The following is a 26,192-nucleotide window of genomic DNA, read 5'->3' on the forward strand; positions in this document are numbered from 1 at the left end:
TATACTAATTATAAATAATTGTACAATATCAGATTTTGAATTTTTATTCCAAATATTCCTCCAGACACAGATTGTTTTTCATTATCATTTTTGCATTTTCTTTTCCTACAAACCTGTAATGCCATGGTTCGTAAATTACCCCGGTTATTTCCTGTTTATCTTTTGGATATCTGAGAATAAAGCCGTATTTCCAACAGTTTTTCATTAACCATTTTTGTGTTTCAGTTTTCTCCTGATTCTCTTCAAGTAGCTGATACTTCACATCTACAATATCAACTGCAAGACCTATTTCATGCTCACTTGTTCCGGGAAGCGCCACAACTGTTCCTGCTTTTTTCTTTGCCTCTTTTCTTGTATAGCCTTGCCCGATAAAATCTTTGATTTTGTTTTCAAACAAAAGAACCTGCTTTTCATGACTTCTGTAGGAGGAGCATATTACCGGATTATACCCTGCATTCCTGCAATCATTAATCATATTCTTAAGATTGTCATAGCATCTCTCATCAATTGCCTGAGTATACCCAACAGGTGTTACGGTAATATCATAGTTTTCCTTTATTTTATGTTTTCCATTCACTAAAACAAGCATCCAGTCGTTTTTATTAATCATTCTTTTCTCTTTATTTTTTTTATTATTTATTCCGTCTGTTTTTGTTTTATTACTTATTTTTTCCATTTTTTCTTTTTCGTTAGCACTTTGGTCGCTTATTTTAGGATTCTCCAAAATATTTGCAAACATAACGGCAGTCATAATTACGGCTAATATTGTTATAATTATTATCTCATTTTGTTTGCGCCTCTGAGAAATTTCACCTTTCCTTTCTCTGCCTGTTCCTTCACTTTGGTACATAAAAAACACCTCCCTATAATCACAAAAAGTCATTAGTTAAATTTTTTTAACTTAACTATTGTAATAATAGCAAGGTGTTTCACATAAACTGCTACATTTTGGCATCATTTTGGCATCATTTTAATCCACCAGATAATTATTGAAATACGTTCCGCTATTGGTAGCCTCTCCAACAACAATGCTCCCCTTTGCTTTTTCTTTAGAATCTTTGTCGTACAAAGTTATGTCAAAATTCTGTTTATCTACAGTTTCAATTTGTGCACTTACTTCGTAATATTCTTCAAAAAATTTTTTCATTTTATTTACTTTTTCAAAATCAAACAAGCTCACTCTTAATTTTTGTTTATACATATAGAACGATATTACTTTTCCACTTTCATCATCTAATTTTAATTCAATTTTAAAACCACTTTCTGTTTCAAAAGAGCAGGTCCAAATTTTATATTTTTTTGCCAGAGATTCATCATCCGCCACCGTACTCATAGAACTTATAATACTTTCTGATAAATACAAACTTGCAGATTCCTTGTAATTTATAATTTTTTCGTAGTCCACCTGATACTCTGCATATTTATTTAAAATACTGTAAAATTTCTTAATGGATTTTAATACCTCATCCCTACTTAATTTTGTATCCTTAATGGAGTCCTTTGCCTTATAAAAATTACCACTTGTATATGCATCTAAAGTATTTAAAATTTTATTTTCTGTTTTAAAATCCTTTTGGTCAATATCATATGTAAAAGTTTTATTTTGTAAATTTTTATCCTGATATGTTAATACTATTTTTGGAAAAAGAGTCCCAATTGTAACAGATACCATTAACAACGCAATAACCGCTATTTTGTTTTTCATCTATTCTCTTCCTCCTTTCAACTCTACATTAACTATTGTTCCTACATTTTCTTTACTTTTGAAATTAATATTTCCATTATGAAGTTTTATAATGTTTTCGCATAAGGCAAGTCCTAATCCTGCTCCTCCCTGCTGTCTTGAGCGGGATTTATCCACGCGATAGAATGCCTCTGTTATATGGGCAATGGCATCTTTGGGCATTCCTCTTCCATTATCTTTTACCTGTATAATACAGCCCTTATCTGTCATTGTTGTCTGAACATAAATATGTCCACCGTTTGTCATTGCCTTTCGTCCATTATCTATTAAATTAATAACAAGGGAACGTACTAAATCCGGTTCTAACATGCATGTTCCTTCTTCACATTTGCAACTTAATGAAATTCCTTTTTTTAAATAATTATTTTGTAAATTTGAAATAACACTTTCTACGATTTTCTTTGGCGATGCTACTGTAAGGTTAATTTCTGCATTATCTGTAACAAATATATCCAACAATTTTAAAGACAATCTTTCTAATCTTTTTCCCTCTGAATAAATATAATTTATCGCCTCAATCTGCTCCTGTTCGTCTAAAGACTGAGTTCTAATTAAGTCAGCATAGCCAATAATTGATGTCATCGGTGTTTTTAATTCATGGGTAAAATTTCCAATAAACTGATTTTGGCTCTCCATTGTTTCTTTTAAGTCATTAATATTTTTTTCTAACTGATCAGCCATGCAATCAAATTCTTTTGATAACTGTCCAATTTCATCATTTGTTTTTACTTTCGAACGTGATGACAAACTACCTGCTGCAATTAATTTTGAAGTTCTTGCCAGTTTTGTTAAAGGTCTTGTCATTAAAAACGAATTACTATATGACACAATTCCGCATATAACAACCAATAACGCAAATATTTCGTAATAAATATGCACTAATTCTTCTCTCTCTTTGTATATAGAAGAAACGTCATATAGGATATCCAAATATGCAACTTCTTCTCCTACCTGCAACGATCCTGAAATTTGTAAATATCTACTTGTTTCGTCCGGTGATAATACTTTTATCTTGCATGTTTTCTCATTTACACTTTTCCGCATATTTACAAGATAGTCTTTTTTTTCTCCTGACTTATATAATATCCTGTTTTTTTTACTTACTCTAATGGCAACCCAGGAAGCATTTTTCTGCCTTGTCATTTCCTTAATTACCGTTGATAAATCTTCACTATCTGTCCATGTTTTAGCTTTATTAACAACCTTTAGTGTGCTTAGCATCATATCATAAGACTGCTTGGCACTTATTTTTTCCCGATCCAATGCACTACTATATGAATTATAAATTAATACACTTGAGCCCGCTCCAAATACAATTGCAAGCATACTTACCATATAAACTACTACCTTGGTTCTAAATTTCATATTTTCTCAACTTTCCTTAATTTTATTTTAAGAATTTCAAACTTCGAAAAATTCTTATACTTCCAACCTGTAACCAACTTTATTTACGGCTTTCAATATTTTTTCCCAGCCAACCTTTTTTCTAAGACGCTGTATGTGCAGGTCAACTGTTTTGGTTCCGTATTCAAATTCCTCACCCCACACACGCTCATAAATTGTTTCTCTATACAAAGCCACGTTTGGGTTATGTATAAATAAAAGTAAAATATTGTATTCTTTTGGTGTTAAAAGTATCTCTTTATTGTCCCTTGTCACCTGCATTGAAACCTGATTAATTGTCAGTCCGCCAATAGTAATGACTTCTTCTGTTTTCTTATATCTTCTAAGAACCACATCAATACGTGCCAACAACTCCGTAGGTTCAAAAGGTTTTACAATATAGTCTTCTGCTCCCATTCGAAGCCCTTTTACCTTATCTTCAACTGAATTTTTTGCTGTTAAAAATATTACCGGTATTTTCAATGGTTCTATATACTCTAAGATTTCAAAGCCATTAACTTTTGGCAACATTATATCCAATAGTATTAAATCAAATTTTTTCTCATTTATTTTTTCAAGTGCAGCTTCTCCATCGTATGCTGTGTCACAAAAAAATCCTGTTCTCTTAACTGTCAATTTAATTAAATTTGAAATTGCCTTGTCATCTTCAACAATTAATATGTTTATCAATTTGTCTCCTCCAATGTGTCTTACATATCTTCTCTAATTTATATTCCGTCTACTCTATGTTCTATAGTCTGTTTTTTCTTATATATAATTAACCCTGTTTAATTATCGTTTAACTTAGTATCCTTCACCTGTATATTACATCAAAATGTCATCAAAAAAGCATCATTGAAATTGTTTGTTAGTACAGTTAGTACAATTTTTCTAATTACAATGACGCTTTATACACTCTATTATTTTTATTCCCATGAGGAATTTAGTGCTTCATCCCATTTTTCTTTGTCTTTTTCATATTTTTCGTTAAGCCAATTAATACATTGATCTACCCCTTCCTCAGTATATGGAAAGGTAATTGTTTCTTTCAATTCTTCCTTAGTATGTTCAAAACTGTAAGGTTCCGGATAAACATACACAGTTATATTTTCCTTGTCATAGGTCTTCATGAAAAATCTCATTCCCTTATAACTTCCTGAAAAACCGTCTCCTGCTAAACCTTTAAATGGTACACCTATTTTTGTAATCATTTTACTCCTCCTGTATTTTCAATCTTTGTTTCTTTACTTTCTTCTTAAATGTTTCCCATGCATCATTATTTTTCACAAAATATCTTGGACATTCTTTTCCTGTAATATCATAATGCCTAATAACATGTTTCTCTGTTAAACCACATTTATCCTCAAGCCACGCCACTAATCTAACTAAAGACTTGTAAGTTTTGTTTGTAAATTTACCTGTTGAATCAGGATGGCATGTTTCTATTGAGATAGTGTCATTGTTTCTCCAGTTACTTGCAGCAGACATTTCATTTAAAGGAATGCACTGAATAATTTCTCCCTCTATTCCCACAACAAAATGAGAACTTACATTTGACTGACTTCCTGCATAAAAATCCCTATTTTGTTGTGCAGTGCTTCCCGGATTGCCAACATAATGTATTACTATGTCGTTTACTTTGATTATTTTCTCACCGTTTCTGGAAACCCCGTCTACAGGAATTATCTGCTTACTAATCCAGTGCGGCTTCTTGGCATTTTTCAAATTAGAAATCTGTCGTTGATTAGCAAGGTACTGCCACCCTAATGCCCCTAATATAATTACAGCTACAATTAATATTGCAAGTAAAATTCTATTTCTTATCTGTTTTCTTCTTCTGGCTTTTGCTGTCATCCTTTTATTATTTCTTTTTGTTTTCATTTTAGTTTTTCCTTTTGTATTTTATTACTTCTTATGCACCTATTATACACCATTGTATGTTATACTGCATATGTAACTGTTTATCAACATAATGATATAAGGACTACTATTTATTTATAAGGAGAAAATTTATGAGATACTCGATTAAAGGTGATACTTTACCTGTAGTAATTTGTGAGCTTGATGAGGGTGAAAAAATTATTACTGAAGGTGGTGGCATGGCATGGATGTCACCAAATATGAAAATGGAAACAACTGGTGGTGGCATTGGAAAAATGTTTGGCAGAGCTTTATCAGGCGATACAGTTTTTCAAAATATTTATACTGCTGAACATACAAACGGCATGATTTCAATTGCTTCATGTTTTCCAGGGTCAATTAAAGCTTTCGAAATTTCACCGGAAAATGAAATTATTTTGCAGAAATCTGCTTTTCTTGCATCTGAGGCCAGCGTTGAACTTTCAATGCATTTTAGAAAAAAACTTGGTTCAGGGCTATTTGGTGGAGAAGGTTTTATTATGCAAAAACTTTCAGGCAACGGTATAGCTTTTGCAGAGTTTGACGGTCACGTAATTGAATACAATTTACAACCCGGACAGCAGATTGTCATTGATACAGGTCATTTAGCTGCCATGTCAGGAACATGCCAAATGGATGTCAAAACTGTTCCCGGCGTTAAGAATATATTTTTCAGTGGCGAAGGCGTATTTAATACAGTGGTTACAGGACCTGGTAGAGTGTGGTTACAGACTATGCCTATTTCAAATATGGCAGGTGCGTTGATGCCATATCTTCCTTCAACAACGTAATAACTTATTTAAAAAGTAAAAGCTGTGAGTCTGTGAAATAATTTCTATTTACCTACATTATTTCACAGACTCAATTTTTAAAACATTTCTTTATTTTATTAGAGCAAATCAAAACGTATAATGTTTACCCTCTTGCCCCATTTTGTATGGACTTTCTTCCTGCCTTTCTCTCTACCTAATTGTTGTTATATATGTATAACGTTAAATTTTCCTATTTTATTACATGAAGAAAAAAATCATCCTTCAGATTTCAAATGCATTGATAATATTTAGCGCATTTTCTTTCTAAAGAATGATTTCTCAAAATTTATTATTTTAAACACCTTTTACTACCTTTTGATAGTAACTATATGTCATCGGGATTCTGTTGTTCCCAAACATTTTACTTTCTATTACTTCGCCTAAAAATACTGTATGGGTTTCTGTTTCAAATTTGTTTATTACTTTGCAAACTGCGTATCCACAAGTATCTGTCAATACAGGAATCTCTTTTACAATTTTAAAATCCACATCCTGAAATTTATTTGCATCTCTTCCTGAACAGAATCCAAATCTACCAATCAATATTGGATTTGAGTCCTCTGCAATTAAATTTATTGCAAACAAGCCACACTCTGCTATGCACTGGTGTGTGAAATTTTTTCTATTAATACTAATTGCCACTGTTTCCGGCGATACATTTATTTGCATTGCCGAATTTACAGCACAACCTGTCGCTCTCCCACTGTCCACTGTTGACACAATATAAATTCCATAAGACATTTTTCTTAAAATATTTTTTTCCATGTTAAGTCCTCCATTTTTAGTATTGTGTCCTAAAAAAATGTAATTATTAACGTGGAGAACTATTTTATATCTTTAGGTTCTGTATTCCTAAGAATATACATTATGCCGCCTGCAAAACCCATTATCATTGCAATATAGGCTGCAATAACAATCTGCCACTTAACAAGGCTCATGCCACTGTTAACCAAACAGAGGATTCCCGAAATAACACCACCTGCTATCAGCCCTATAACTGCCCACAATGCTGTGCTGTAAAACAGGAACCATGATCTGTTTGTAAATGGAAAAACTCTATCTGTTTTGTCTGCCACATTCCAAATTTTTTTATATACTTCATGCATATTCTCACCTTCTTTTGTAAGTTAAAATTCAAACTAGATTATTCTTTTTTCCAAACTATATTTCTCTTTGTATTTTTCATAAATACTTCTAAATTCATTAGTTTCGTCTCTACGAATGTCTCTATTGTATGCGTGAATGTCCAAGCTTCCATGCCCGATTTCTTCCACACAACTTGCTATGTTAGAACAGTGGTCGGAAATTCTTTCCAATGAAGTTATAATGTCTGTCATCACAAAGCCATGCTCGATTGTACACTCGCCTTTTTTCAATCTGTCAACATGGCGCTTCTTCAACTGATGTTTCAATTTATCAATAACACGTTCCATTGCCTCAACATCCATTGCCAGATTTGCATCGTCTTCTAAGAAAGCATTTTTTGATTCCTGAAGGATTTCTTTTACAGCTTTAATCATAACTGTAATTTCCCCCTCTGCCTGATTAGAAAACTTTAACTTCTTCTCGCTAATCTCCTGGGCTGACTTTGCAATAGCCACTGAGTGGTCGGAAATTCTTTCCACGTCACCAATTATATGGAGAATTTCGCTTACTTCTCTACTGTCCTGTTCGCTTAGATTCTGCTTACTAATCTGTACTAAATATGTTCCAAGCTGGTCCTCGTACTTATCTACTTTCTTTTCTAATGAAACAACTTCTTCCATTGTCTTATCTGAATAATTGATAAACATATTGCAGGCTTCAACTACTCCTAACTCTGTTTTTTCAAACATGGATTTCACAACCTTCTTACACTGTTCCAATGCAATTGAAGGTGTTGCCATAAGTCTTGTATCCAAAACTTCTTCTGCATCTCCAACTTTTGCATCTCTTATAATGAAGCGTGCTAGTTTTTCCAACTGATTTGCAAATGGGAATAAGATTATTGTGCAAAGAATATTGAATGCTGAATGTACAATTGCAATTCCCATTAAACTTGCACTGTCATTTATAAATGATAAATGTACTACTCCATTTACAACACAGAATACTGTAAGCCATACTGCTGTACCGATAATGTTAAATGTTAAATGTACTACCGCTGTTCTCTTTGCGTTTTTGTTTGCTCCAAATGAAGAAATAATTGCTGTTACACATGTGCCAATGTTCTGTCCCATAATAATTGGAATGGCACTGCCATAAGTAACCACGCCTGTTGAAGCTAATGCCTGTAAAATACCTACAGATGCTGATGAACTTTGAATTACTGCTGTTAAAAATGCTCCTGCCAAAACACCTAAAATAGGGTTGCTAAACATTGTTAAAATGTGCTGAAATTCAGGTACGTCTCTAAGTGGTGACACAGCGTCTGACATTGCTTCCATTCCAAACATCAATACTGCGAAACCTAATAAAATCATTCCTGTATCAACACTTTTTCCACTTTTCTTTCTCATCAATAAAATAATTCCTATTAAGGCTAATATTGGTGTGAAAGATGATGGCTTTAATAAACTTACTAAAATATTTGAACTTTGAATTCCTGTTAAACTAAGTATCCATGATGTAATTGTTGTTCCTACATTGGCACCCATTATGATTCCAATTGCCTGTTTTAAATTCATAATGCCTGAATTTACAAAGCCTACAACCATTACTGTTGTTGCTGAAGAACTTTGAATTACCGCTGTTACTGCTGCGCCTAACAAAAATCCTTTAAATCTACTTGCTGTTAATTTTTCCAGTATTCCTTTTAAACTACTGCCTGCTCTTTTCTCTAGGGCTTCTCCCATAACATTCATTCCAAATAGGAATAATGCTAAGCCCCCTATTAATGATAAAACATTGAATATGCTCATTGCAGTTCCTCCTCGTATAATATTAAATCTTGTAGCCCACGCCTCGAATTGTTTTAATTGCCTCTGCTGCTACGCCTAATTTCTGTCGTAAAGTTCTAATGTGAACATCTACTGTTCTGCTTTCGCCATCAAATGAGTATCCCCATACTTTATTTAATAGCTGGTCTCTTGTTAGAACAATGCCCTGATTTTGTAAAAGAATACATAACATTTCGAATTCCTTTAATGTTAATGTCACATCTTCTCCATCAACTTTTACAACATGTTTGGCTGGACAAACATACAAATGTTCCAAAGAATAATCTTCCTGATTTTTAGTATGTTCAGTACGTCTTAATAGTGCTTTGACTCTTGCCACCATTTCAAGCATACTAAATGGCTTTGGAATATAATCATCTGCACCATTATCCAATCCTGCAATTCTGTCATATTCACTTGTTTTTGCTGTTACCATTATTATAGGTAATGCTTTTGTATCTACTCTTTTCCTTAATTTTTTTAGAATATCAATTCCATTTTCTTCAGGAAGCATTATGTCCAGCATAACCAATGTAGGTATTTCACTATCTAACTGATCCCAAAAGTCAGATGGTTTCTCAAAGCCTACAGTTTTCAGATTCATGCTGTTTAGAGTATATACAATTAACTCTCTAATACTGGTATCATCTTCTACTACATAAATCATGATTATCCCTCCTACATCTTCATAATAATTTCACAATGTAATATTCAAGTTATCCTAAAGTAAAATTCGGGTAAAATATGGGTAAAAGATTCGCTGAGTTTTAATTGTTTGTGGGAGATTTGTTCTTGGGGGAATTTACTTTTGGGGCATCCCTTTTGATAAGATTAAGTTTGTTTTGGATGCCCTACCACCATTTAATTTTTATCTTGAGCAACACCGGTTTCTAACACATTGCAGATTTTGTTAGATAGCGTTTGGATAGTTGCATTCTGAAAATGCATATTCTTTTATCTTGCTTACATTATTTATTTCTACTCTAAATTTATCACACAGCAATTTACTACAGTATTTAACTACAGCATTTCTGTGCAGCGTTCAAGTATGCCGTTTAGATGTGAAATAATGATTCCGTAGTTTGTCATTGGGATACCCTGAGCTTTTGCCTGAGCAAGTCTTGATTGCATTGTCTTTTCATTTAACATGCAACCTCCACAATGAATTATCAATTTGTATTTTAACAAATCTTTGGGGAATTCGCCCCCTGACGTAAATTGAAAGTCAATTTTCCTGCCGGTGTACTTTAATATCCAATTAGGAAGTTTAACAGTTCCTATGTCGTCACATTGTCTATGATGGGTACAACCTTCTGAGATTAAAACCTTGTCACCATCCTTCAATTTTTCAAGCATACTTGCACCTTCAAGAGCATCTTGCAATGTGCCTTTGTATCTGGCAAGCAAAATCGAAAAAGATGTGAGGGAAATATTTTCAGGCACAATTTTTGCAACCTGATTGAATGCCTGAGAATCTGTAATTACAAGCTTAGGCTTTTGATTAATTGAATTCAATGTTGCCTCCAACTGCTCAACCTGAGTTACAATTGAAATTGCTTGTGTATCAAGAATTTCTCTTATTACCATCTGTTGTGGTAAAATTAATCTTCCCTTTGGAGCTGCAGAATCAATTGGCACAACTAGAACAACCATGTCGCCTTTCTCAACTAAACCTTCAAGAATTTTTTTGTTTTTGTTTAGTGTGGCTTTAGAGATTTTGCCAATTAATTCTTTTAATTCATAAATGCCCTTATCTGTTAATGCACTAACGAATATTTCATTAGCCAATTCGTCTGTGCCATTTTTGCATCTTTCGCCATTATTAAAAGCTTCATTAAACGGCTGGCTATTCTTTTTACTGTCCTTAAAGGATTCATCATTCAACTGGCTGTTTCTTATTACTTCTTTGTCTGTTTCATCAATCAAATCGCTTTTGTTATAGGCAATAATATATGGGATACTTTTTTCTTTAAATGAAGCTATTAGCTCATTGTCCTTTCCTTTTAAACCGGATGTTGCATCAACAACTAAAACGGCAATGTCCGTTTCGCCTAAAACATCTTTTGCCCTTTCAACACGCATTTTGCCAAGTTCTCCTTCGTCGTCAATTCCCGGTGTGTCAATAATTACTACAGGACCAATTGGAAGAAGCTCCATTGTTTTTTTCACAGGATCTGTTGTAGTTCCCTTGTTGTCTGAAACCAAAGATAATTCCTGACCTGTCACTCTGTTTACAACGCTAGATTTTCCTGCATTCCTTAACCCGAAAAATCCTATATGAACTCTCTCACTTGCCGGTCTGTCATTTAATCCCATATTAATTATCTACCTCTCTGTCTTTTTTGATGCCTTACTGTTTTTTGACTGCCTTTTTAATCTGTCTGTGTTAAACTAACTTTCCTATTTAAAAAACTAAAATCTAAAGTCTCGTCTGTTTGACTCTTTGATATTCTTAATATTTTCTACTGCTATGCTGTGAACCTTTTCGTTTGGAATCTTTTTAAGTTCATCTTCTATTAATTTGAAACCTATTTCTTTTGTTTCCTTTGATGCATAGTCTACAAGATATTCTGCTAATGTCATTAATGCATTTGGATGACAACAGTTTAAGATTTGTCCGTTTTTGCAAAGTGACATAAATCTGTCTCCTGTTCTGCCTTCTCTGTAACAGGCAGTACAAAACGATGGTATAAAACCTTTTTCCATCAGCCATTTAACTACTTCGTCCAAAGTTCGCTGGTCTGAAACGTCAAACTGCTCTGAATCGTGTGGACGTTCCTCTTCGCAATATCCACCAACAGAAGTTCTTGAGCCACCACTAATCTGTGATACTCCAAGAGATAACATTTTTTCTCTAACTTTCTGATTTTCTCTTGTAGAAATTATCATGCCTGTGTATGGAACTGCAATTCGAATACATGCAGCAATTTTTTCAAATATTTCATCTTCCAAGCCGTTATCAAATTCATCCGGATCAATGTCATCGGCTTTTTTTACTCTTGGAACACTGATTGTATGCGGACCTACACCATGCACTGCCTCCAAATGTTCTGCATGCATAAGCAGTCCTGCGAACTCATATTGATAGCCTTCAAGTCCAAACAAAACGCCAAGTCCAACGTCATCAATTCCACCTTCCATTGCTCTATCCATAGCTTCTGTGTGATAATTGTAGTCATGCTTTGGCCCTGTTGGATGAAGTTCTAAATAACTTTTTTTGTTGTATGTTTCCTGAAAAAGAATATAAGTTCCAATTCCTGCATCTTTTAACTTTCTGTAATTTTCAACTGTAGTTGCCGCAATGTTTACATTAACACGACGTATATCTCCATTTTTGTGATGCACTGAATATATAGTTTTGATTGAATCCAAAATATACTCAATTGGATTATTTACCGGGTCTTCTCCTGCTTCAATGGCAAGACGTTTATGTCCCATGTCCTGAAGTGCAATAACCTCTCTCTTAATGTCCTCCTGAGAAAGTTTAATTCTTGAAATATGTTTGTTCTTCATGTGATAAGGACAATATACACATCCGTTTACACAATAATTTGATAAATAAAGTGGAGCAAACATTACAATTCTATTGCCATAAAAAGCCTGCTTAATTTCTTCTGCCAACCTGTACATTTCCTTATTTTTTTCCGGTATGTCACAAGCAAGCAAAACCGATGCCTCTCGGTGTGTAAGACCTTTGCAGTGAGTCTGCTTTCCATCTGCAGACTTAACCGGCTTTGCCTTTTCTAAAATACTGTCAATTAACTCCACATTTCTCTTGTTCTCTTCTGCATACTTTATTGTATCTAATATTTCCTGATGATTAATAAATTCATCTGCAATCATTGACTCTTTGTTATAAATAGCCATTTTCTACCTTCTTTCTTAAATGCTGTATATTAATCTTCTTACTAAAGCGATTTCATGTCTCCTGGGTCAGTAACAATTTTATACCCGATTGACGCCATTCGTCCACTTAAACATTGTTTGCATTGCGCTGATTCGTCCCCTGTGCAAATTTTATTATCATACAAGGCATATTTTTTTCTTTCAGAAACCGGAGACAAATTAGGCATTACCACATTAGCCCCTGCCTTAATTCCCATTTCTCTTCCTAACGGATGAATTGTGCCAAGTGCCGTTGTTGCCGGCAATAAAATATTGTTTTTTATCAAACGGATAAGTGATAATAAATACACCGTCTGTTCCATTGTTCCTGATGGCTGGTCTTTAAACTCCGTATCCTTCTGAGAAATAAAAGGACCAATTCCACACATGTGGGGGCTGAATTCTTCAATGAATTTCAAATCTTCTGCAAGACATTCTGACGTTTGATAAGGGGAACCAACCATAAAGCCGCAACCAACCTGATAGCCAATTTTTTTTAAATTCTGTAAACATTCCATTCTGTTATCAAAAGACATTTCCTTGGGATGAAGTTTTTCATAATGTTCCCTATTAGCTGTTTCGTGGCGAAGCAAATATCTGTCTACACCCGCCTCATACATTTTCAAATAATCTTCTTTCGAGCATTCGCCTAAAGATAAAGTTACAGCTACATCACTGTGTTTTTCTTTTATTTCTTTCACAAGCTGACACACATCATCTACCTTTACAATGCCCTCGCCCCCTTGCAATACAAAAGTCCTAAAGCCCAGTTCATAGCCTTCCTGACAACATTCCATAATCTGTTTCTTTGTAAGCTGGTATCTGTCACAATTATTGTTCGACTTTCTTATTCCACAGTAATAACAGTCATTAGTACAATAATTACCAATCTCAATTAAACCTCTTACATAAATTTCATTGCCATATATTTCACGTCTTACCTTATCAGCAAGCCCTGCTGCATAATCTGCAAGCTCCTGATTTTGATTTTCTATTAGAAACTTATATTCCGAAACTGACAAATTATGTGTTGCTGCCAGTCTGTCTATTAATTCTTTAGCCTTAATATTTATTTTTTCATTACTAATACTAAACTTATTACACTCCATTATTTTTCCTTTTAATTCCTGCTATTCTCAATTGTTTTTTATTTTTAATACTTTTAATTTTTTCTTTATCCCTGCTATCTTCAATTATTTTAATTCTTACTAATCTTAATTTTTTCTACTTTTAATTATTTTCATTTATTTATTACTTCTTATTCCGAATTATATTTTAAAACAAAAAAAGAACTTAAACAAACTGTTTTTAAAAAACTAATTTGTTTAAGTCTTCTATAATTGTTATGGTGTTAATCACATAGTATTTCCTATAAATAGAATCTGAATGTTTAACTCATAAATCTTATTTATCTAAATAATAAATTTACTATTCATTAGAATAATAAAAATCTTATAATAGAAATACTATTTACTACTTATTCTCATCTAAATCTTTATCGATTTCTTCATCGTGCTTTCCAAGAATTGAATATTCAACCCACTCGGCAATATTTGTGGCATGGTCGCCAATTCTTTCTAAGTATTTTGCAATCATAAGTAAGTCAATAAACTCTTCACCTTCACCATCTGTTTTGGCTATTAAAGCTATTAACTTTTTCTTAATATCATCAAAATAGTTATCAACAATATCGTCAGATATTATCACAGTCCTTGCTAAATAAAGGTCTTTGCTTACAAAAGAGTCAACACTACCTGTTACCATTTTAATAACTTCCTTGGACATTTCATCTAAATGAATTTCGTTTTTAATTTTGCTACCTTCCACATATTTAGATAATTCAACTATATCTGCTGCCTGGTCGCCTATTCTTTCCATGTCGGAAATCATTTTAAGAGCTGATGATATTACTCTTAAGTCTCTTGCAACCGGCTGTTGTCTAAGCAAAAGTTTCATACAGATATTTTCAATTTCTCTTTCTTTTCTGTCAATTTCTGAATCAGTTTCCAAAACTTCATGGGCAAGTTTTCCATCTTTATCTGACATGGTAACTTCAATTGCTCCGCTGATTACTTTTTCACAAAGGTTGCCCATTTCTACCATTTCTTTATTTAGATAATCTAATTGTTCATCAAATTTATTTCTCATACTTTAACCAAACCTTCCTGTAATATAATCCTCAGTTCTCTTATCCTTAGGCATAGAGAACATCTGCTCTGTATCACTGAATTCGATAATTTCTCCCAAAAGGAAAAATGCTGTTTTGTCAGAAATTCTTGCTGCCTGCTGCATATTATGTGTAACCATAATTACTGTATAATCTTTCTTTAACTCTACTGCCAGGTCTTCTATTTTTGAGGTTGAAATAGGATCAAGGGCTGATGTAGGTTCATCCATTAATATTACTTCCGGATTAACTGCCAAAGCTCTTGCAATACAAAGTCTCTGCTGCTGACCACCTGACATTGCCAAAGCACTTTTCTTTAATTTATCCTTTGTTTCATCCCAAATTGCAGCCTGCTTTAAGGTTCTCTCAACTATCTCATCAAGCTTTGCTTTTGAGTGAATCCCATGAGTTCTTGGTCCATAAGCAATGTTCTCGTAAATACTCATTGGAAAAAGATTTGGTTTCTGGAAAACCATACCAACTCTTTTTCTTAATTTATTTACATCTATATCCTTGTAAATATTCACACCATCTAATGTAATGTTACCTGTTATTTTACATTCAGGTACTAAATCATTCATTCTGTTTAAAGATTTAAGCACTGTAGATTTTCCACAACCTGAAGGTCCGATAAACGCTGTAATTTCATTAGGTGGAACACTTAAATTTACATTTTTAATTGCATGGAAATCTCCGTAATAGAGATCCATATTTTCTATATCAAATTTTCCCATTTTTTTTCCTTTCCAGATTATACTAAGTAACTTTTCATGCATAAAACTAAAGTTACCTGTTTCACGTATTATTTTTCACTTTAATTTCTACTGTTTTCCCTTGCTAACTTTTTTAGCCGCAATTTGTGATAATCCGTTGATTATTAAAATTATTAAAAGTAATATTACTGCTGTTGCATAAGCCTGATTTATGTACAAACCTTCTGACAATAAACAATACATGTGAACTGCCAAAGTTCTTGTTGATGCAAATAAACTGTCAGGCACTGCTGCCATTGAACCTGCAGTAAATATTAAAGCTGCACTTTCGCCTACAATTCTACCTATTGCCAAAATTACACCTGACAAAATTCCCGGTACAGCTGACGGCAAAACAATTAAGAATATTGTTCTTAATTTTCCGGCACCTAATCCATAGCTTCCTTCTCTAAATAAATCAGGTACTGCTATTAGTGATTCTTCTGTTGTTCTTATAATTGTTGGAAGAACCATCATTGCCAAAGTTAAAATTCCTGCAAGCATTGAGTAGCCCCATTTAAAAGCAATTACAAATGATAAAAATCCAAACAAACCAAAAACAATTGATGGAATTCCCGCCAAAGTTTCTGTAGTTACTCTAATTACTTTTACAAGTTTAGAACCTCTTTTTGCATACTCTACTAAGTAAATTGCTGCTGCAATTCCTACCGGCACTGCTATAACTAATGTTAATGCAACTACAATTATTGTATTTATTATTGCCGGTGTCATTGACACATTCTGGGAATTATATTTCCATGCAAACAGGTCTCCATTAATGTATGGTATACCATTAATTAATATATAAATTATCAGGTATAACATGGATACTAAAGTAATTGCTGTTGCCAAATAAACCAATGCTTTCATTATGTAGGACTTTGATTTTCTTAATTTTTCTCTGAAATCATTATTATTCATTATTCAGTCCCCCTTCTATTTATAAGTGAAAAGCATACATTTATTATCAAAATAAATACAAACAACACAACTGCTGTTGCTATTAATGCGTTTCTATGAATTCCCTGTGGTGCATAAGCCATTTCCAAAACAATGTTAGATGTTAATGTTCTTGTACCACTTAAAATACTATCCGGTATCATTGCCTGGTTACCTGCAACCATAACTACCGCCATTGTTTCACCTATGGCTCTTCCCATGCCAAGGATAATTCCTGACATTACACCAGACTTTGCTGCCGGAATAACAGTCTTAAAAATACTTCTTTCTTTTGTAGCACCTAGTGCCAGAGCGCCTTCATAATAACTCCCCGGCACTGCAGTAATTGAAGATTCTGCTGTATTAATAATTGTAGGAAGAATCATCATTCCAAGAAGAAGCGATGCTGCCAGAATCCCCTTGCCAGAGGTGCCAAATATATCTTGAATGGCTGGTATAATTACTACTAAACCAAAGAATCCGTAGATAATTGATGGGATCCCAGCCATAAGATTTATAATTGGTTTTACTAATTTATAAATTTTTTCAGGACAATATTTTGCTAGAAAAACTGCTGTAAGTAAGCCAATTGGAACTCCTACTACCATTGCTCCTGCTGTAACATAGATACTACCTATAATCATAGGACCAATTCCAAAAATTCCCTGAGTCGGTCTCCATTCTGTACCAAATATGAATTTAAAGAAACCTATCTCCTTTATTGCAGGAACACCATTGGCAAACATGAACACGCAAATCATAATTACTGCTGCAATTGAAATACATGCACATAGCAAAAATACTATCTTCATTATTACTTCTGATGCTTTATTCAAAGTTTTCTCCTTTAAAATATTAACAATATATTCTATTGATTTTGACTAATCTAACTTTTAAATAATCCAGAATACTAACTTTTAATTAATATCCTGGAGTTTATTTTATCTTCGGCTCATTTACTATTTAAGTTTATCCCAAGTTGTTGTTTCACCTGTGTAGATTGACTTAACCTGGTCGCTTGTGATGTTATCTAATTTGTTTGCTTTATTTATGATTACTGCGATACCGTCCATTGCGATTTGCTTTGATACTAACTTAGAAACTTCTTCATCTTTTAATTCTCTTGATGACATTCCGATTTCTGTTGCACCTTCAATTGCTGACTGGATACCTGCTGATGAACCTGATTCCTGAATTTCAATTGATACATCCGGATTCATCTTAATGTATTCATCTTTAAGTACATCCATAAGTGGTGCTACTGATGTTGAACCTGCTAAAGTAATTTTGCCTTTAAGCCTGCTTGCTTTGTATGAACCTTCTGAATCAACACTAATGTAGCCTTCCTTATCTACAATCTTCTGACCTTCATCACTCATTATGTATTTAATAAAGTCTTCATCAAGCTTTGTTAATTTACCATCCTGATAAGCTAAGTTAAATGGTCTTGCTACTTTGTACTGACCTGACTTAATGTTTTCTGTTGTTGCATCAACTCCGTCTACCTTTAAAGCCTTAACATCTGTTGATAATGAACCAAGTGAAACATAACCGATTGCTTTTTCATTCTGTGCTACTGTACTAAGCATTACTGATGTTGAGTTTGTTACTTCTGCTGTCTGTGTTGTAATGTCGTTATCATTTTCATCAACGATTCCCATCAACTCTACAAAAGCTCCTCTAGTTCCTGAATTTTCTTCTCTGGAGATAACATTGATTTCTCCGGTTACTCCTTTATCTGAACCACTTTTACTTTCATTTGACTTTCCGCATCCTGTAAATGCTAATGTTGTAATTACTGTTGCAGCTACTACTGCTAAAATTTTCTTTCTCATCTTTTTACTCCTTCTTCTCTCTAATAATTACTTACTCTGTGTGGATGTTCTCCCCAACACACCTATATACTATTTCTTTAATGTAAAATCAAAAGTCTTAGAAATGTTAAACCAATGTAAAATCAAAAAAAGTCCACATTGTGATATTTTTCCTTTTGCAGATACCATTATCTGACTCTAAAGAACCATACATCACAATGTGAACTTATTTATATTTAACTACCTTATTTAATTTTAAACTTACCTGCTATCTTATCCTCGTGAGAACTTCCACCAATAATGTCCCTGTCCCACAGATACACATATCCAGGATTTTGTACTTTGTCCCCTTCTATTTCATACTTATAATAAACAAACAATTTCTTTTTATTTTTTATAAATCCAAAGTACTCTGATATTGTACCTTTCTTTACTTTCGGATTAACAAAAAATGAAAATCTTCCATACCCATCCTTTTCCTCACCAAAAGTTTGTTGATTACTAGGCTGTGTATTAATGAAAATCTCTCTCATGTTTGTATTTTCTTTACTCACAGAAAACTTTAAATATCCCTTATGTTTGTTCTTATCTATTACTGATTCCATTAACACAATTTTATAATTTTTCCAATTAATATATGTATTTGTGTAAGTCTGCTTCTCTTCATTAGTTGTGCTTAAGTTAAAATATGTTTCCAAATCCTGTTCCTTGTAAATCACATTATCTTTTACAACACCTATCAAGGTATCATTCACACTAAACTCTGTTATAAGGTTTACTAATACTAAAACAATAATAGCACCACAGACTAGACGTAAAATTCTTTTCATCATCATCTCTGCCTCCCATATTTTTGTACATGCATTATTCTATCATCATTCATTAGCTAATTTAAGTTTAGTTTTGTCAAACTATTTCTAATATAATAAAGAAACAATTCGTATTATTTTTTATTCTCTTAATAATTTAAGTTTTAAGTTCCAACCTACCTGTCAGCTTTTGAATTTGCTCTTTTCCTTGCAAAAAAATAAACTGCCTTCCACATTTGGAAGGCAGTTTATTTTCTAATTTTTCTCCACTGTTATCTCACTTTCGTCGTATGCTCCCTGTTTTACATTTTGGCTTCCGCCCTGTAGCACGACGTTTTTAACTTTTGAAAAAGAGAACGCTCCGGTTTCAATAGTTTTGACACTTGCCGGCACAATGACTTTTTCTGTATTTAAGCCTCTGCTAAAATCTGCTGAAAAAGCATTTTCTCCAATTGCCTTTACTGAACTTGGAATTGTTACTTCTTTTAAATCACCGTTATATGCAAGAAGCACGCCATCTTCATCAATTGCAAATCCGTTTTCATCAAACATACCTGACTTTTCATAATAAGCATTTGTCTGATAATTATAATCCAACTGATTTGCCGCATCATCCTCTTTCTTAAAGTAATAAATTTTATTACCCTGATTATCAATTACATAAAAATAATTCTTTAAATCGTAGTTGCCTTCATTTTCATCCAGCATATCTTCATAGTCTGATTTTTCATTAACATATTTCATTGAATATACTTTGTTGTTAATCTTCATTGCATGATTTCCAACCTCATAGGTTCCTTTGTTTGATTTTTCATGGAACACATCTTCTTCCTGAAAATTTTCATCAGTGAATTTCACAACATACATGTCATCAATATCAACTTTGTACCATGTACCATTTAAAGATATGTTTTTGTAATCACCTTTATCTGAAAAAGCATCTCTGTTTCTGCACTTAACAAACAAAAACATTCCTAATATAATCACTAACATAACTATGTCAATGATTATTATTCTTTGACGTTTTACTTTTTTCTTTCTATTGTCCATATCTTTTCGTCTTCGCTCTTCACTGCCTGCTTCCCCTATTTTTATATTTAATCTGTCACTATTTTCCTTTTTCTTATTAGAATTCCTTAATAATGAAATTCCTTCAAAAGAGAGTTGCTTCTTAGAATCATTATTTTTTTTTCTAGATTTCTTTGGAGTTTTTTCTTTTTCATGAAGAATTGGTTCATTATTTTTTTCTTCATTTTCCAGTTCATTAAGCAATTCTAATATATCTTCTTTTGGTATCCTTGTTGTTTTATCACTCATTTTTATTTTTTCCTTTTGATCTTTAGTTTCTTTGTTATGGACCACTTACCATATACTCTTTCACCAAACTGATATCCATATGCTCTTACACGAATATAATAAGTTTTCTTATTTTTCAACTTACTTATTGTGTATTTAGTATTTTTTGTTCTTTTTGTTTTTGTCGCTTTAAATTTTTTGTCATTTCCATACTGAATTTCATATTTATAAGCGTTTGGTATTTTTTTATAGTTTATTTGTGTTTTATATTTTTTAGACTTTTTGGAAATCTTTTTAGACTTTCCAATTTTGGTAATTTTTGTTTTGTTTATTTTTATTATTTCCTGTGGTTTGCCCTTGTCATCAGCCCAATATAGTTGATAATCTCCCGGAGTGGTTGTGGATACTGTGATTTTTCCACTAGCCATTCCCGGTTCATTATTTAAGAAATCATAATTAATTGAATTAACTTTCGCCTCTGCAGTTACTTTATTATGACTTGGTACTACTATAATTAGCATAGTTCCTGCGATTAAAAAAGCTGTTACTTTTTTTATCATTGCTTTTTTCATAAGTATCTGCCTAATTATTTCTCCGAAAAATTAATTACTGGCAAAGTTTTGCTACTAACTGATTAATAACCTTTCCATCTGCACGTCCTTTAAATGCAGGCATAACAGTTTTCATAATCTGACCTTTATTCTTAGTTGCTAAAACATCTGCGTATTTTTCCTTTAGTTCCGCTTCAACCTCTGCCTCACTCATTAGCTTTGGTGCATACTCGTTAAATACGTCATATCTTGCCTGATACTCTTCCTTTAAATCTGTTCTGTCAGCAGGACATGTATCTATCTGTTCTCTAACTGTTTTTAATTCTTTTAAAATTACTTTATTAACCATTTCTTCAGGAATATCATCTCTACAACCTGCATCAATTGCTGTTTTCTTTACTGCCTGAATAAGTGCTGAAATTGATTCTTTTCTTGCCTTATCTCTTGCCTTCATTGCTGCGATCATATCTTTTTGTAATGTCTTAATATCCATTTTCTAATCCTCCCTGATAATTTTAAAATTTCTACCTTTAAGTGTACTATATTTAGTTAGAAAAGTCCATTTGTGGAACGTTTTTTATGTACAAAAAGTCTCGTAACAAATGTTTTCACATCTGCTACGAGACTTTATATTATCTTTTTCTATTTTGCTTCTTTGAGTTCTTTGTTTTTGCATTTCTGCCTTGGTTTCTTTCAGGATGTTTTCCTGAATTCTTACCCGAACCATTTTTAACAGAGCCATTCTTGCCGAAACTCTTCTTGTTATCTTTTTTGCCTGAATTGTTTTTTCCTTTGTAGTTTTGATAGCGCTCCCTGTCTTTCTTAAACTGTCTAGGTTTTATCAGGCATTCAGGTCCAAAGCCGATTAAGTCTTCACGTCCTGCAATATGCAATGCTTCCTTTACCAATTCATAATTGGCTGGATTTCTATACTGCATTAATGCCCTTTGCATTGCCTTCTCATGTGGATTCTTAGGTGTGTATACCGGTTTCATTGTTCTTGGGTCAACTCCTGTGTAGTACATTACTGTTGACATTGTGGACGGTGTTGGATAAAAATCCTGTACCTGCTGCGGGTTGTAACCAATATCTCTAAGATATTCTGCAAGTTTTACCGCCTCTTTCATATCAGAACCTGGATGTGAACTCATTAAATATGGAACAACAAACTGTTTTTTTCCTGCTTTTTCGTTTAATTTATAATACTTATCTATAAAGCTTTCATAAACACAATTTTCAGGCTTTCCCATATATGAAAGTACCTTATCAGAAATGTGTTCCGGTGCAACCTTTAACTGTCCACTAATATGATATTGAACCAATTCCTTAAAGAATGTACTGTTCTTATCCTTGTCTGCCATAATATAGTCAAATCTTATACCTGAACGGACAAACACCTTCTTCACCTTTGGCAGTTCTCTAAGCTTACGCAAAAGTTTTAAGTATTCGCTGTGATCTGTGTCCAGATTTTCGCATGGTTTTGGCCATAGGCACTGCTTGTGTTTACATACACCATGCTTTAACTGCTTTTTACAAGCAGGATGATAGAAGTTGGCTGTTGGACCGCCTACATCATGAATGTAGCCTTTAAAATTAGGCATTTCTATAATTTTCTTTGCTTCTTTTATGATTGATTCAGGACTTCTTGTTTGTATAATTCGTCCCTGATGGAACGTAAGAGCGCAAAAACTACAGGCACCAAAACAGCCTCTACAACTAATTAACGAAAACTGTATCTCCGCAATTGCCGGCACTCCGCCGTCTTTCTCATAAGATGGATGATAAGTTCTTTCGTATGGTAAATCATACACATCATCCATTTCCATTTTTGTTAATGGCATCTGTGGTGGATTCTGAACCACATACATACCGTTAGGATATGGTTCCACTAATGTTTTACCGTTAAAAGGATCTGTGTTTTCACTTTGAACTCTAAAGCTGTCGGCATACTTTAACTTGTCTGCTTTCATGTCTTCATAAGCCGGCAGTACAATTGGATCATATGCCAGCGACAAATCCTTTGTCTTGTAAACTGTTCCCGGAATATAAGTTATGTCTTTTACATCCATGCCACTATTTAATGCATCTGCTATTTCAACAATTGACTTTTCACCCATACCATATGAAATAAGATTTGCCTGTGCATCCAGTAAAATAGACCTTTTAAAACTGTTGCTCCAATAATCATAATGAGCCATTCTTCTAAGGCTGGCTTCAATACCACCTATAATAATAGGTGTCTCCTTATGGGTATGTCTTATAAGATTGCAGTATGCCACAACCGCATGGTCAGGACGTTTTCCTATAACACCGCCCGGAGTGTAGGCATCACTGTCTCTTCTTTTCTTCGATACATAGTAATGGTTTACCATAGAGTCCATGTTTCCACCCATTACCAAAAAGGCTAGTCTTGGTTCTCCCAATATATTAATGCTATCGTCATCTTTCCAGTCAGGCTGTGAAATAATACCAACTGTATATCCATGTGCCTGTAACACACGACTGATTATTGCGTGTCCAAAAGAAGGATGGTCTACATAAGCGTCTCCAATTACAAATACAAAATCCAGTTGCTCTATACCCTGTTCCTTCATATCCTTTTTAGAAATCGGTAAAAATCCCATAATACTCTCCATTCATCTATATGCCATAAACTGACATGATTTTCGTTATTTTTGTCCTCAGTATTTCTCTATAATATCCTATTAACAATTACAAAAAACACTCCTGACCATATGCAGTTTGCAGTTTCAATTCCTTTAAAAACTCAAATTTATTTAAGGCTTTCTTCAGCCTTTCTTAAACTATCATAGCCTTGCAATTTAGCTGTATTCTCTATGGTTAATTTTGCAAGGTTTTCATTTCTGTTATACAAGTCAATTATAAACTCAGCGTACATCTTAAGTAGCGTATCTGAATATGTGAGTAATTCTCCTTTTAAATATGTTTCATAACTTGTGTCATATACAGAGTCTGTCTCACTTGTAATGTTTCTTGCCTGTGATGCAAGTTTTGGATATTCTTTCGCAAAATCTTCCATCCACTGAACCTGTATTTCAGCAATTTGGGCTACTATGGCTCTTGTTTTGTCTGACTTTTCAGGAAAGTATTTAGCAAGCTCCTTGTATTCTTCAGGGCTTGTGCTTTCCATCATTCTGCCATATTTCTCGGTAATCATGTTCCAACCTTTTTGCTTGTTTTCCAGCCACAAATCTCTAATACACAAAAGCATGTCATCAGTCCATGTTAAATACTGGCTTTTTCTCATCAAATAAAAATATGGCCAATTATTCTGACATTCTGCTCTTCCACCCACATTTTGAACTTTGTCAAAAGCCTCAAATTCCAGATGAATTATTTCGTCAATTAATTCTCCTCTGTTGTAATTTGCTTTTTCCATTATTAATGAAACATAATCATTTAGGAAATTTGAATTAACACTTACTATTATTTTCTGAGATTTCAGTTCGTTAATAATAAGTCTTGCTATCTGTTCAATTACAACAGCCTTCTGATCATTTTCATTTACTGAAGTATTGTTGTATTGATATTCATTCCACATTTCCCTTTGATCCGGCAGTCTTGCCAAATCATTAATCATTATTGCAAGTTCCGGTAAAATAGGCAACTTTTCTATTCCCTTAAAGAGCCATTTGTAGTATGGTGCATACTTTTTATTAAGAATATAAAGGCACTTCATTGTATGCTCCATAAACTGTCCAATGCACAAAGTCGCAGTTACATAGTCCTTTCGTCCCATAGACCTACCATAATTTACCTGACCTGTCTGTGCCATTGCAGATATTTCTCTTGCAAGTTTTACAAGTCTTGCTTTTTCAGGTTGTATCATAAAATGATTTCTTATATCTGTAAAAATTCCTAAATCATCTCTAAACACTTCGCCGTTTGTTACTGTGGCAAGCTTATAATCGTCTATGTTAATCCAATCTTCTACCTTTTCAGGGCTTTGTCTAAAGCCTGTGTACTTTTCATAGAAATCACCGATTAACTGTACGCCCACTCTTCCCTGTGCCATAAGAGTGTTAATTCTAGTAATTCCCATATATGTTGTTGGTAACTTATCATATTCTTCCTGTAACTGCTCACCAATTTCACTATAAACAGTTTTTGTAACCCACATACAAAAGCCCGGTCCAAAATCATGGTCAATTGAATATTGGTCATCAAAGCCGAATCTTTCTGAGCCTTCACCAACAAAACCAACTGCTATTTTATCCTCATATTCAGGGAACTTTTCGTGTATCATTTTAGCTCCCACTTCTTCATAAAACTTTTTCGCCAGCTTCAGGCCTGAAAGATTTTCTTTCTCTATCTTTTCTTTTTTATCATTAATTTCTTCCTGTTTTATTTCCTCAGGATTTTCCTGCAACTTTTCTGTTTTTTCTGCCTGCTGTTTTTCGTAAGCTTCTTTTGCTTTTTCAAGGTTATCCTTTGTTATTTCATAGGCACTGCCCTGGCCCATATTTATTTCTATTTCAGGCAATGCTTCTTCATACAACTTAATTGCGCCGGCATAATCTTCCTTCTTACATTTGACTGCTGCCATTGCAGATAATGCGGCACTATAATGAAAATTCTTAACTGTGTCTTTCTTAAAAATCTCCAACGCCTTATTTAAACATTCTTCAGCTTCCTGTATTTCTTCTATTTCAAGCAATGAAGCCCCAAGATTAGACAATGTTGTGGCAACTTCGATTTCTGCTCCTGGAATTTTTTCTATAATGGCTAACGCCTTTTTCAAATGCTGGGCGGCCTTCTCGTAGTTTCCCATTTCCTGATAAAGCAGTGCTATATTGTTATTTAAACTTGCGAAACGATAATCTCCAGGCTCAATATTTTCTTCATAAATTGCGAAAGTCTCCATGTAATAATTAAGAGACTCTTCAAGCAAACCTGCTGCCCTATGAGCGTTTGCAATATTTTGAAGAGCTGTGGCATAATCCACTGTTCCCTCAATATTCATTTCTTTCATAAGACCAATGCATTGCTGGCACGCCTTTATGGACTTGTCATATTCACTTGTATCCCTATAAAATCCCATCATTTCATTTAAAATAGTAAACTGGGCTGACTTGTCTTCTTCTTCTGTAGCCTTGTCCATGCTTATGCGCAAAAAAGGCTCAACATCATTTATATTTTTTTCTTCAAATAGTCGGTCAAGTTCTTCAAGAAATCTATTAATATCCATTTGTTTTCCTCCAA

General features: G+C 33.5%; 25 protein-coding genes. 1 reads left to right on the top strand and 24 read right to left on the bottom strand.

From position 1 onward, the window contains the following. Nucleotides 1-43: 43 nt before the first annotated feature. The 6 genes from DW006_RS01155 to DW006_RS01180 all read right to left on the bottom strand — a co-directional run bounded on the left by DW006_RS01155 (nt 44) and on the right by DW006_RS01180 (nt 5,008). Complete coding sequence (locus DW006_RS01155; RefSeq protein ID WP_158561033.1) at nt 44-850, bottom strand: M15 family metallopeptidase; 807 nt, start codon at nt 848-850, stop codon at nt 44-46. Nucleotides 851-970: 120 nt separating this feature from the next. Next, nucleotides 971-1,705: a hypothetical protein gene (locus tag DW006_RS01160; protein ID WP_117998661.1), complete on the bottom strand. Its 735-nt coding sequence runs from the start codon at nt 1,703-1,705 to the stop codon at nt 971-973. Beyond that, complete coding sequence (locus tag DW006_RS01165; protein ID WP_117998662.1) at nt 1,706-3,109, bottom strand: HAMP domain-containing sensor histidine kinase; 1,404 nt, start codon at nt 3,107-3,109, stop codon at nt 1,706-1,708. A 54-nt stretch (nt 3,110-3,163) separates the two neighbouring features. Continuing rightward, nucleotides 3,164-3,817: a response regulator transcription factor gene (locus tag DW006_RS01170; RefSeq protein WP_117998663.1), complete on the bottom strand. Its 654-nt coding sequence runs from the start codon at nt 3,815-3,817 to the stop codon at nt 3,164-3,166. 236 nt (nt 3,818-4,053) lie between these two features. Beyond that, nucleotides 4,054-4,338 carry a hypothetical protein gene (locus DW006_RS01175; protein WP_117998664.1) on the bottom strand — a complete coding sequence of 95 codons (285 nt, stop codon included), beginning with the start codon at nt 4,336-4,338 and terminating at the stop codon, nt 4,054-4,056. A gap of 1 nt (nt 4,339) precedes the next feature. Beyond that, nucleotides 4,340-5,008 (bottom strand): peptidoglycan recognition family protein, encoded by a 669-nt coding sequence (locus tag DW006_RS01180; RefSeq protein ID WP_117998665.1) that lies wholly within the window; start codon nt 5,006-5,008, stop codon nt 4,340-4,342. 131 nt (nt 5,009-5,139) lie between these two features. Between DW006_RS01180 and DW006_RS01185 the strand changes: the two genes are divergently transcribed. Continuing rightward, a complete protein-coding gene (locus DW006_RS01185) occupies nt 5,140-5,817 on the top strand; it encodes a TIGR00266 family protein (protein ID WP_117998666.1) in 678 nt (225 codons plus the stop codon). A gap of 315 nt (nt 5,818-6,132) precedes the next feature. Here the strand turns inward: DW006_RS01185 and DW006_RS01190 are convergent, their stop codons facing one another. The 18 genes from DW006_RS01190 to DW006_RS01275 form a co-directional block, all read right to left on the bottom strand. After that, nucleotides 6,133-6,603, bottom strand: coding sequence for a flavin reductase family protein (locus DW006_RS01190; protein ID WP_117998667.1), 471 nt, complete (start codon nt 6,601-6,603; stop codon nt 6,133-6,135). A gap of 59 nt (nt 6,604-6,662) precedes the next feature. After that, a complete protein-coding gene (locus tag DW006_RS01195) occupies nt 6,663-6,944 on the bottom strand; it encodes a hypothetical protein (protein ID WP_117998668.1) in 282 nt (93 codons plus the stop codon). A gap of 33 nt (nt 6,945-6,977) precedes the next feature. Then, a complete protein-coding gene (locus tag DW006_RS01200) occupies nt 6,978-8,738 on the bottom strand; it encodes a Na/Pi cotransporter family protein (protein WP_117998669.1) in 1,761 nt (586 codons plus the stop codon). Nucleotides 8,739-8,760: 22 nt separating this feature from the next. Then, the gene (locus DW006_RS01205) at nt 8,761-9,423 is read right to left on the bottom strand and encodes a response regulator transcription factor (RefSeq protein ID WP_117998670.1); all 663 of its coding nucleotides are present in this window, start codon (nt 9,421-9,423) and stop codon (nt 8,761-8,763) included. A gap of 353 nt (nt 9,424-9,776) precedes the next feature. Continuing rightward, nucleotides 9,777-11,072: a [FeFe] hydrogenase H-cluster maturation GTPase HydF gene (gene hydF / locus DW006_RS01210; protein WP_117998671.1), complete on the bottom strand. Its 1,296-nt coding sequence runs from the start codon at nt 11,070-11,072 to the stop codon at nt 9,777-9,779. A 96-nt stretch (nt 11,073-11,168) separates the two neighbouring features. After that, entirely contained in the window at nt 11,169-12,617 is a 1,449-nt protein-coding gene (hydG, locus tag DW006_RS01215; RefSeq protein ID WP_347474991.1) for a [FeFe] hydrogenase H-cluster radical SAM maturase HydG, read from the bottom strand. A gap of 47 nt (nt 12,618-12,664) precedes the next feature. Then, entirely contained in the window at nt 12,665-13,750 is a 1,086-nt protein-coding gene (hydE, locus tag DW006_RS01220) for a [FeFe] hydrogenase H-cluster radical SAM maturase HydE (protein WP_117998673.1), read from the bottom strand. Between the two features lie 364 nt (nt 13,751-14,114). After that, nucleotides 14,115-14,789 carry a phosphate signaling complex protein PhoU gene (phoU, locus tag DW006_RS01225; RefSeq protein ID WP_117998674.1) on the bottom strand — a complete coding sequence of 225 codons (675 nt, stop codon included), beginning with the start codon at nt 14,787-14,789 and terminating at the stop codon, nt 14,115-14,117. A gap of 3 nt (nt 14,790-14,792) precedes the next feature. After that, nucleotides 14,793-15,542: a phosphate ABC transporter ATP-binding protein PstB gene (gene pstB / locus DW006_RS01230; protein ID WP_117998675.1), complete on the bottom strand. Its 750-nt coding sequence runs from the start codon at nt 15,540-15,542 to the stop codon at nt 14,793-14,795. Between the two features lie 87 nt (nt 15,543-15,629). Continuing rightward, complete coding sequence (gene pstA, locus DW006_RS01235) at nt 15,630-16,481, bottom strand: phosphate ABC transporter permease PstA (RefSeq protein ID WP_117998676.1); 852 nt, start codon at nt 16,479-16,481, stop codon at nt 15,630-15,632. Then, complete coding sequence (gene pstC, locus DW006_RS01240; protein WP_117998730.1) at nt 16,481-17,311, bottom strand: phosphate ABC transporter permease subunit PstC; 831 nt, start codon at nt 17,309-17,311, stop codon at nt 16,481-16,483. Before pstC ends, pstA begins: the two co-directional genes overlap by 1 nt. A gap of 147 nt (nt 17,312-17,458) precedes the next feature. Then, nucleotides 17,459-18,334 carry a substrate-binding domain-containing protein gene (locus DW006_RS01245; RefSeq protein ID WP_117998677.1) on the bottom strand — a complete coding sequence of 292 codons (876 nt, stop codon included), beginning with the start codon at nt 18,332-18,334 and terminating at the stop codon, nt 17,459-17,461. A gap of 224 nt (nt 18,335-18,558) precedes the next feature. Then, nucleotides 18,559-19,149 carry a hypothetical protein gene (locus tag DW006_RS01250; RefSeq protein WP_117998678.1) on the bottom strand — a complete coding sequence of 197 codons (591 nt, stop codon included), beginning with the start codon at nt 19,147-19,149 and terminating at the stop codon, nt 18,559-18,561. 228 nt (nt 19,150-19,377) lie between these two features. Then, complete coding sequence (locus DW006_RS01255) at nt 19,378-20,439, bottom strand: leucine-rich repeat protein (protein WP_117998679.1); 1,062 nt, start codon at nt 20,437-20,439, stop codon at nt 19,378-19,380. A 2-nt stretch (nt 20,440-20,441) separates the two neighbouring features. Then, entirely contained in the window at nt 20,442-20,990 is a 549-nt protein-coding gene (locus DW006_RS01260) for a hypothetical protein (protein WP_117998680.1), read from the bottom strand. A 34-nt stretch (nt 20,991-21,024) separates the two neighbouring features. After that, the gene (locus DW006_RS01265; RefSeq protein ID WP_117998681.1) at nt 21,025-21,462 is read right to left on the bottom strand and encodes a GatB/YqeY domain-containing protein; all 438 of its coding nucleotides are present in this window, start codon (nt 21,460-21,462) and stop codon (nt 21,025-21,027) included. Nucleotides 21,463-21,601: 139 nt separating this feature from the next. Beyond that, the gene (locus tag DW006_RS01270; RefSeq protein ID WP_117998682.1) at nt 21,602-23,593 is read right to left on the bottom strand and encodes a YgiQ family radical SAM protein; all 1,992 of its coding nucleotides are present in this window, start codon (nt 23,591-23,593) and stop codon (nt 21,602-21,604) included. Nucleotides 23,594-23,742: 149 nt separating this feature from the next. Further along, on the bottom strand, nt 23,743-26,178 hold the full coding sequence (locus DW006_RS01275; protein ID WP_117998683.1) for a DUF4125 family protein: 2,436 nt from the start codon (nt 26,176-26,178) through the stop codon (nt 23,743-23,745). Nucleotides 26,179-26,192 lie beyond the last annotated feature (14 nt).

Origin of the sequence: Eubacterium sp. AF36-5BH (assembly GCF_003460505.1) — a bacterium.
Taxonomy (GTDB): domain Bacteria; phylum Bacillota; class Clostridia; order Lachnospirales; family Lachnospiraceae; genus Eubacterium_G.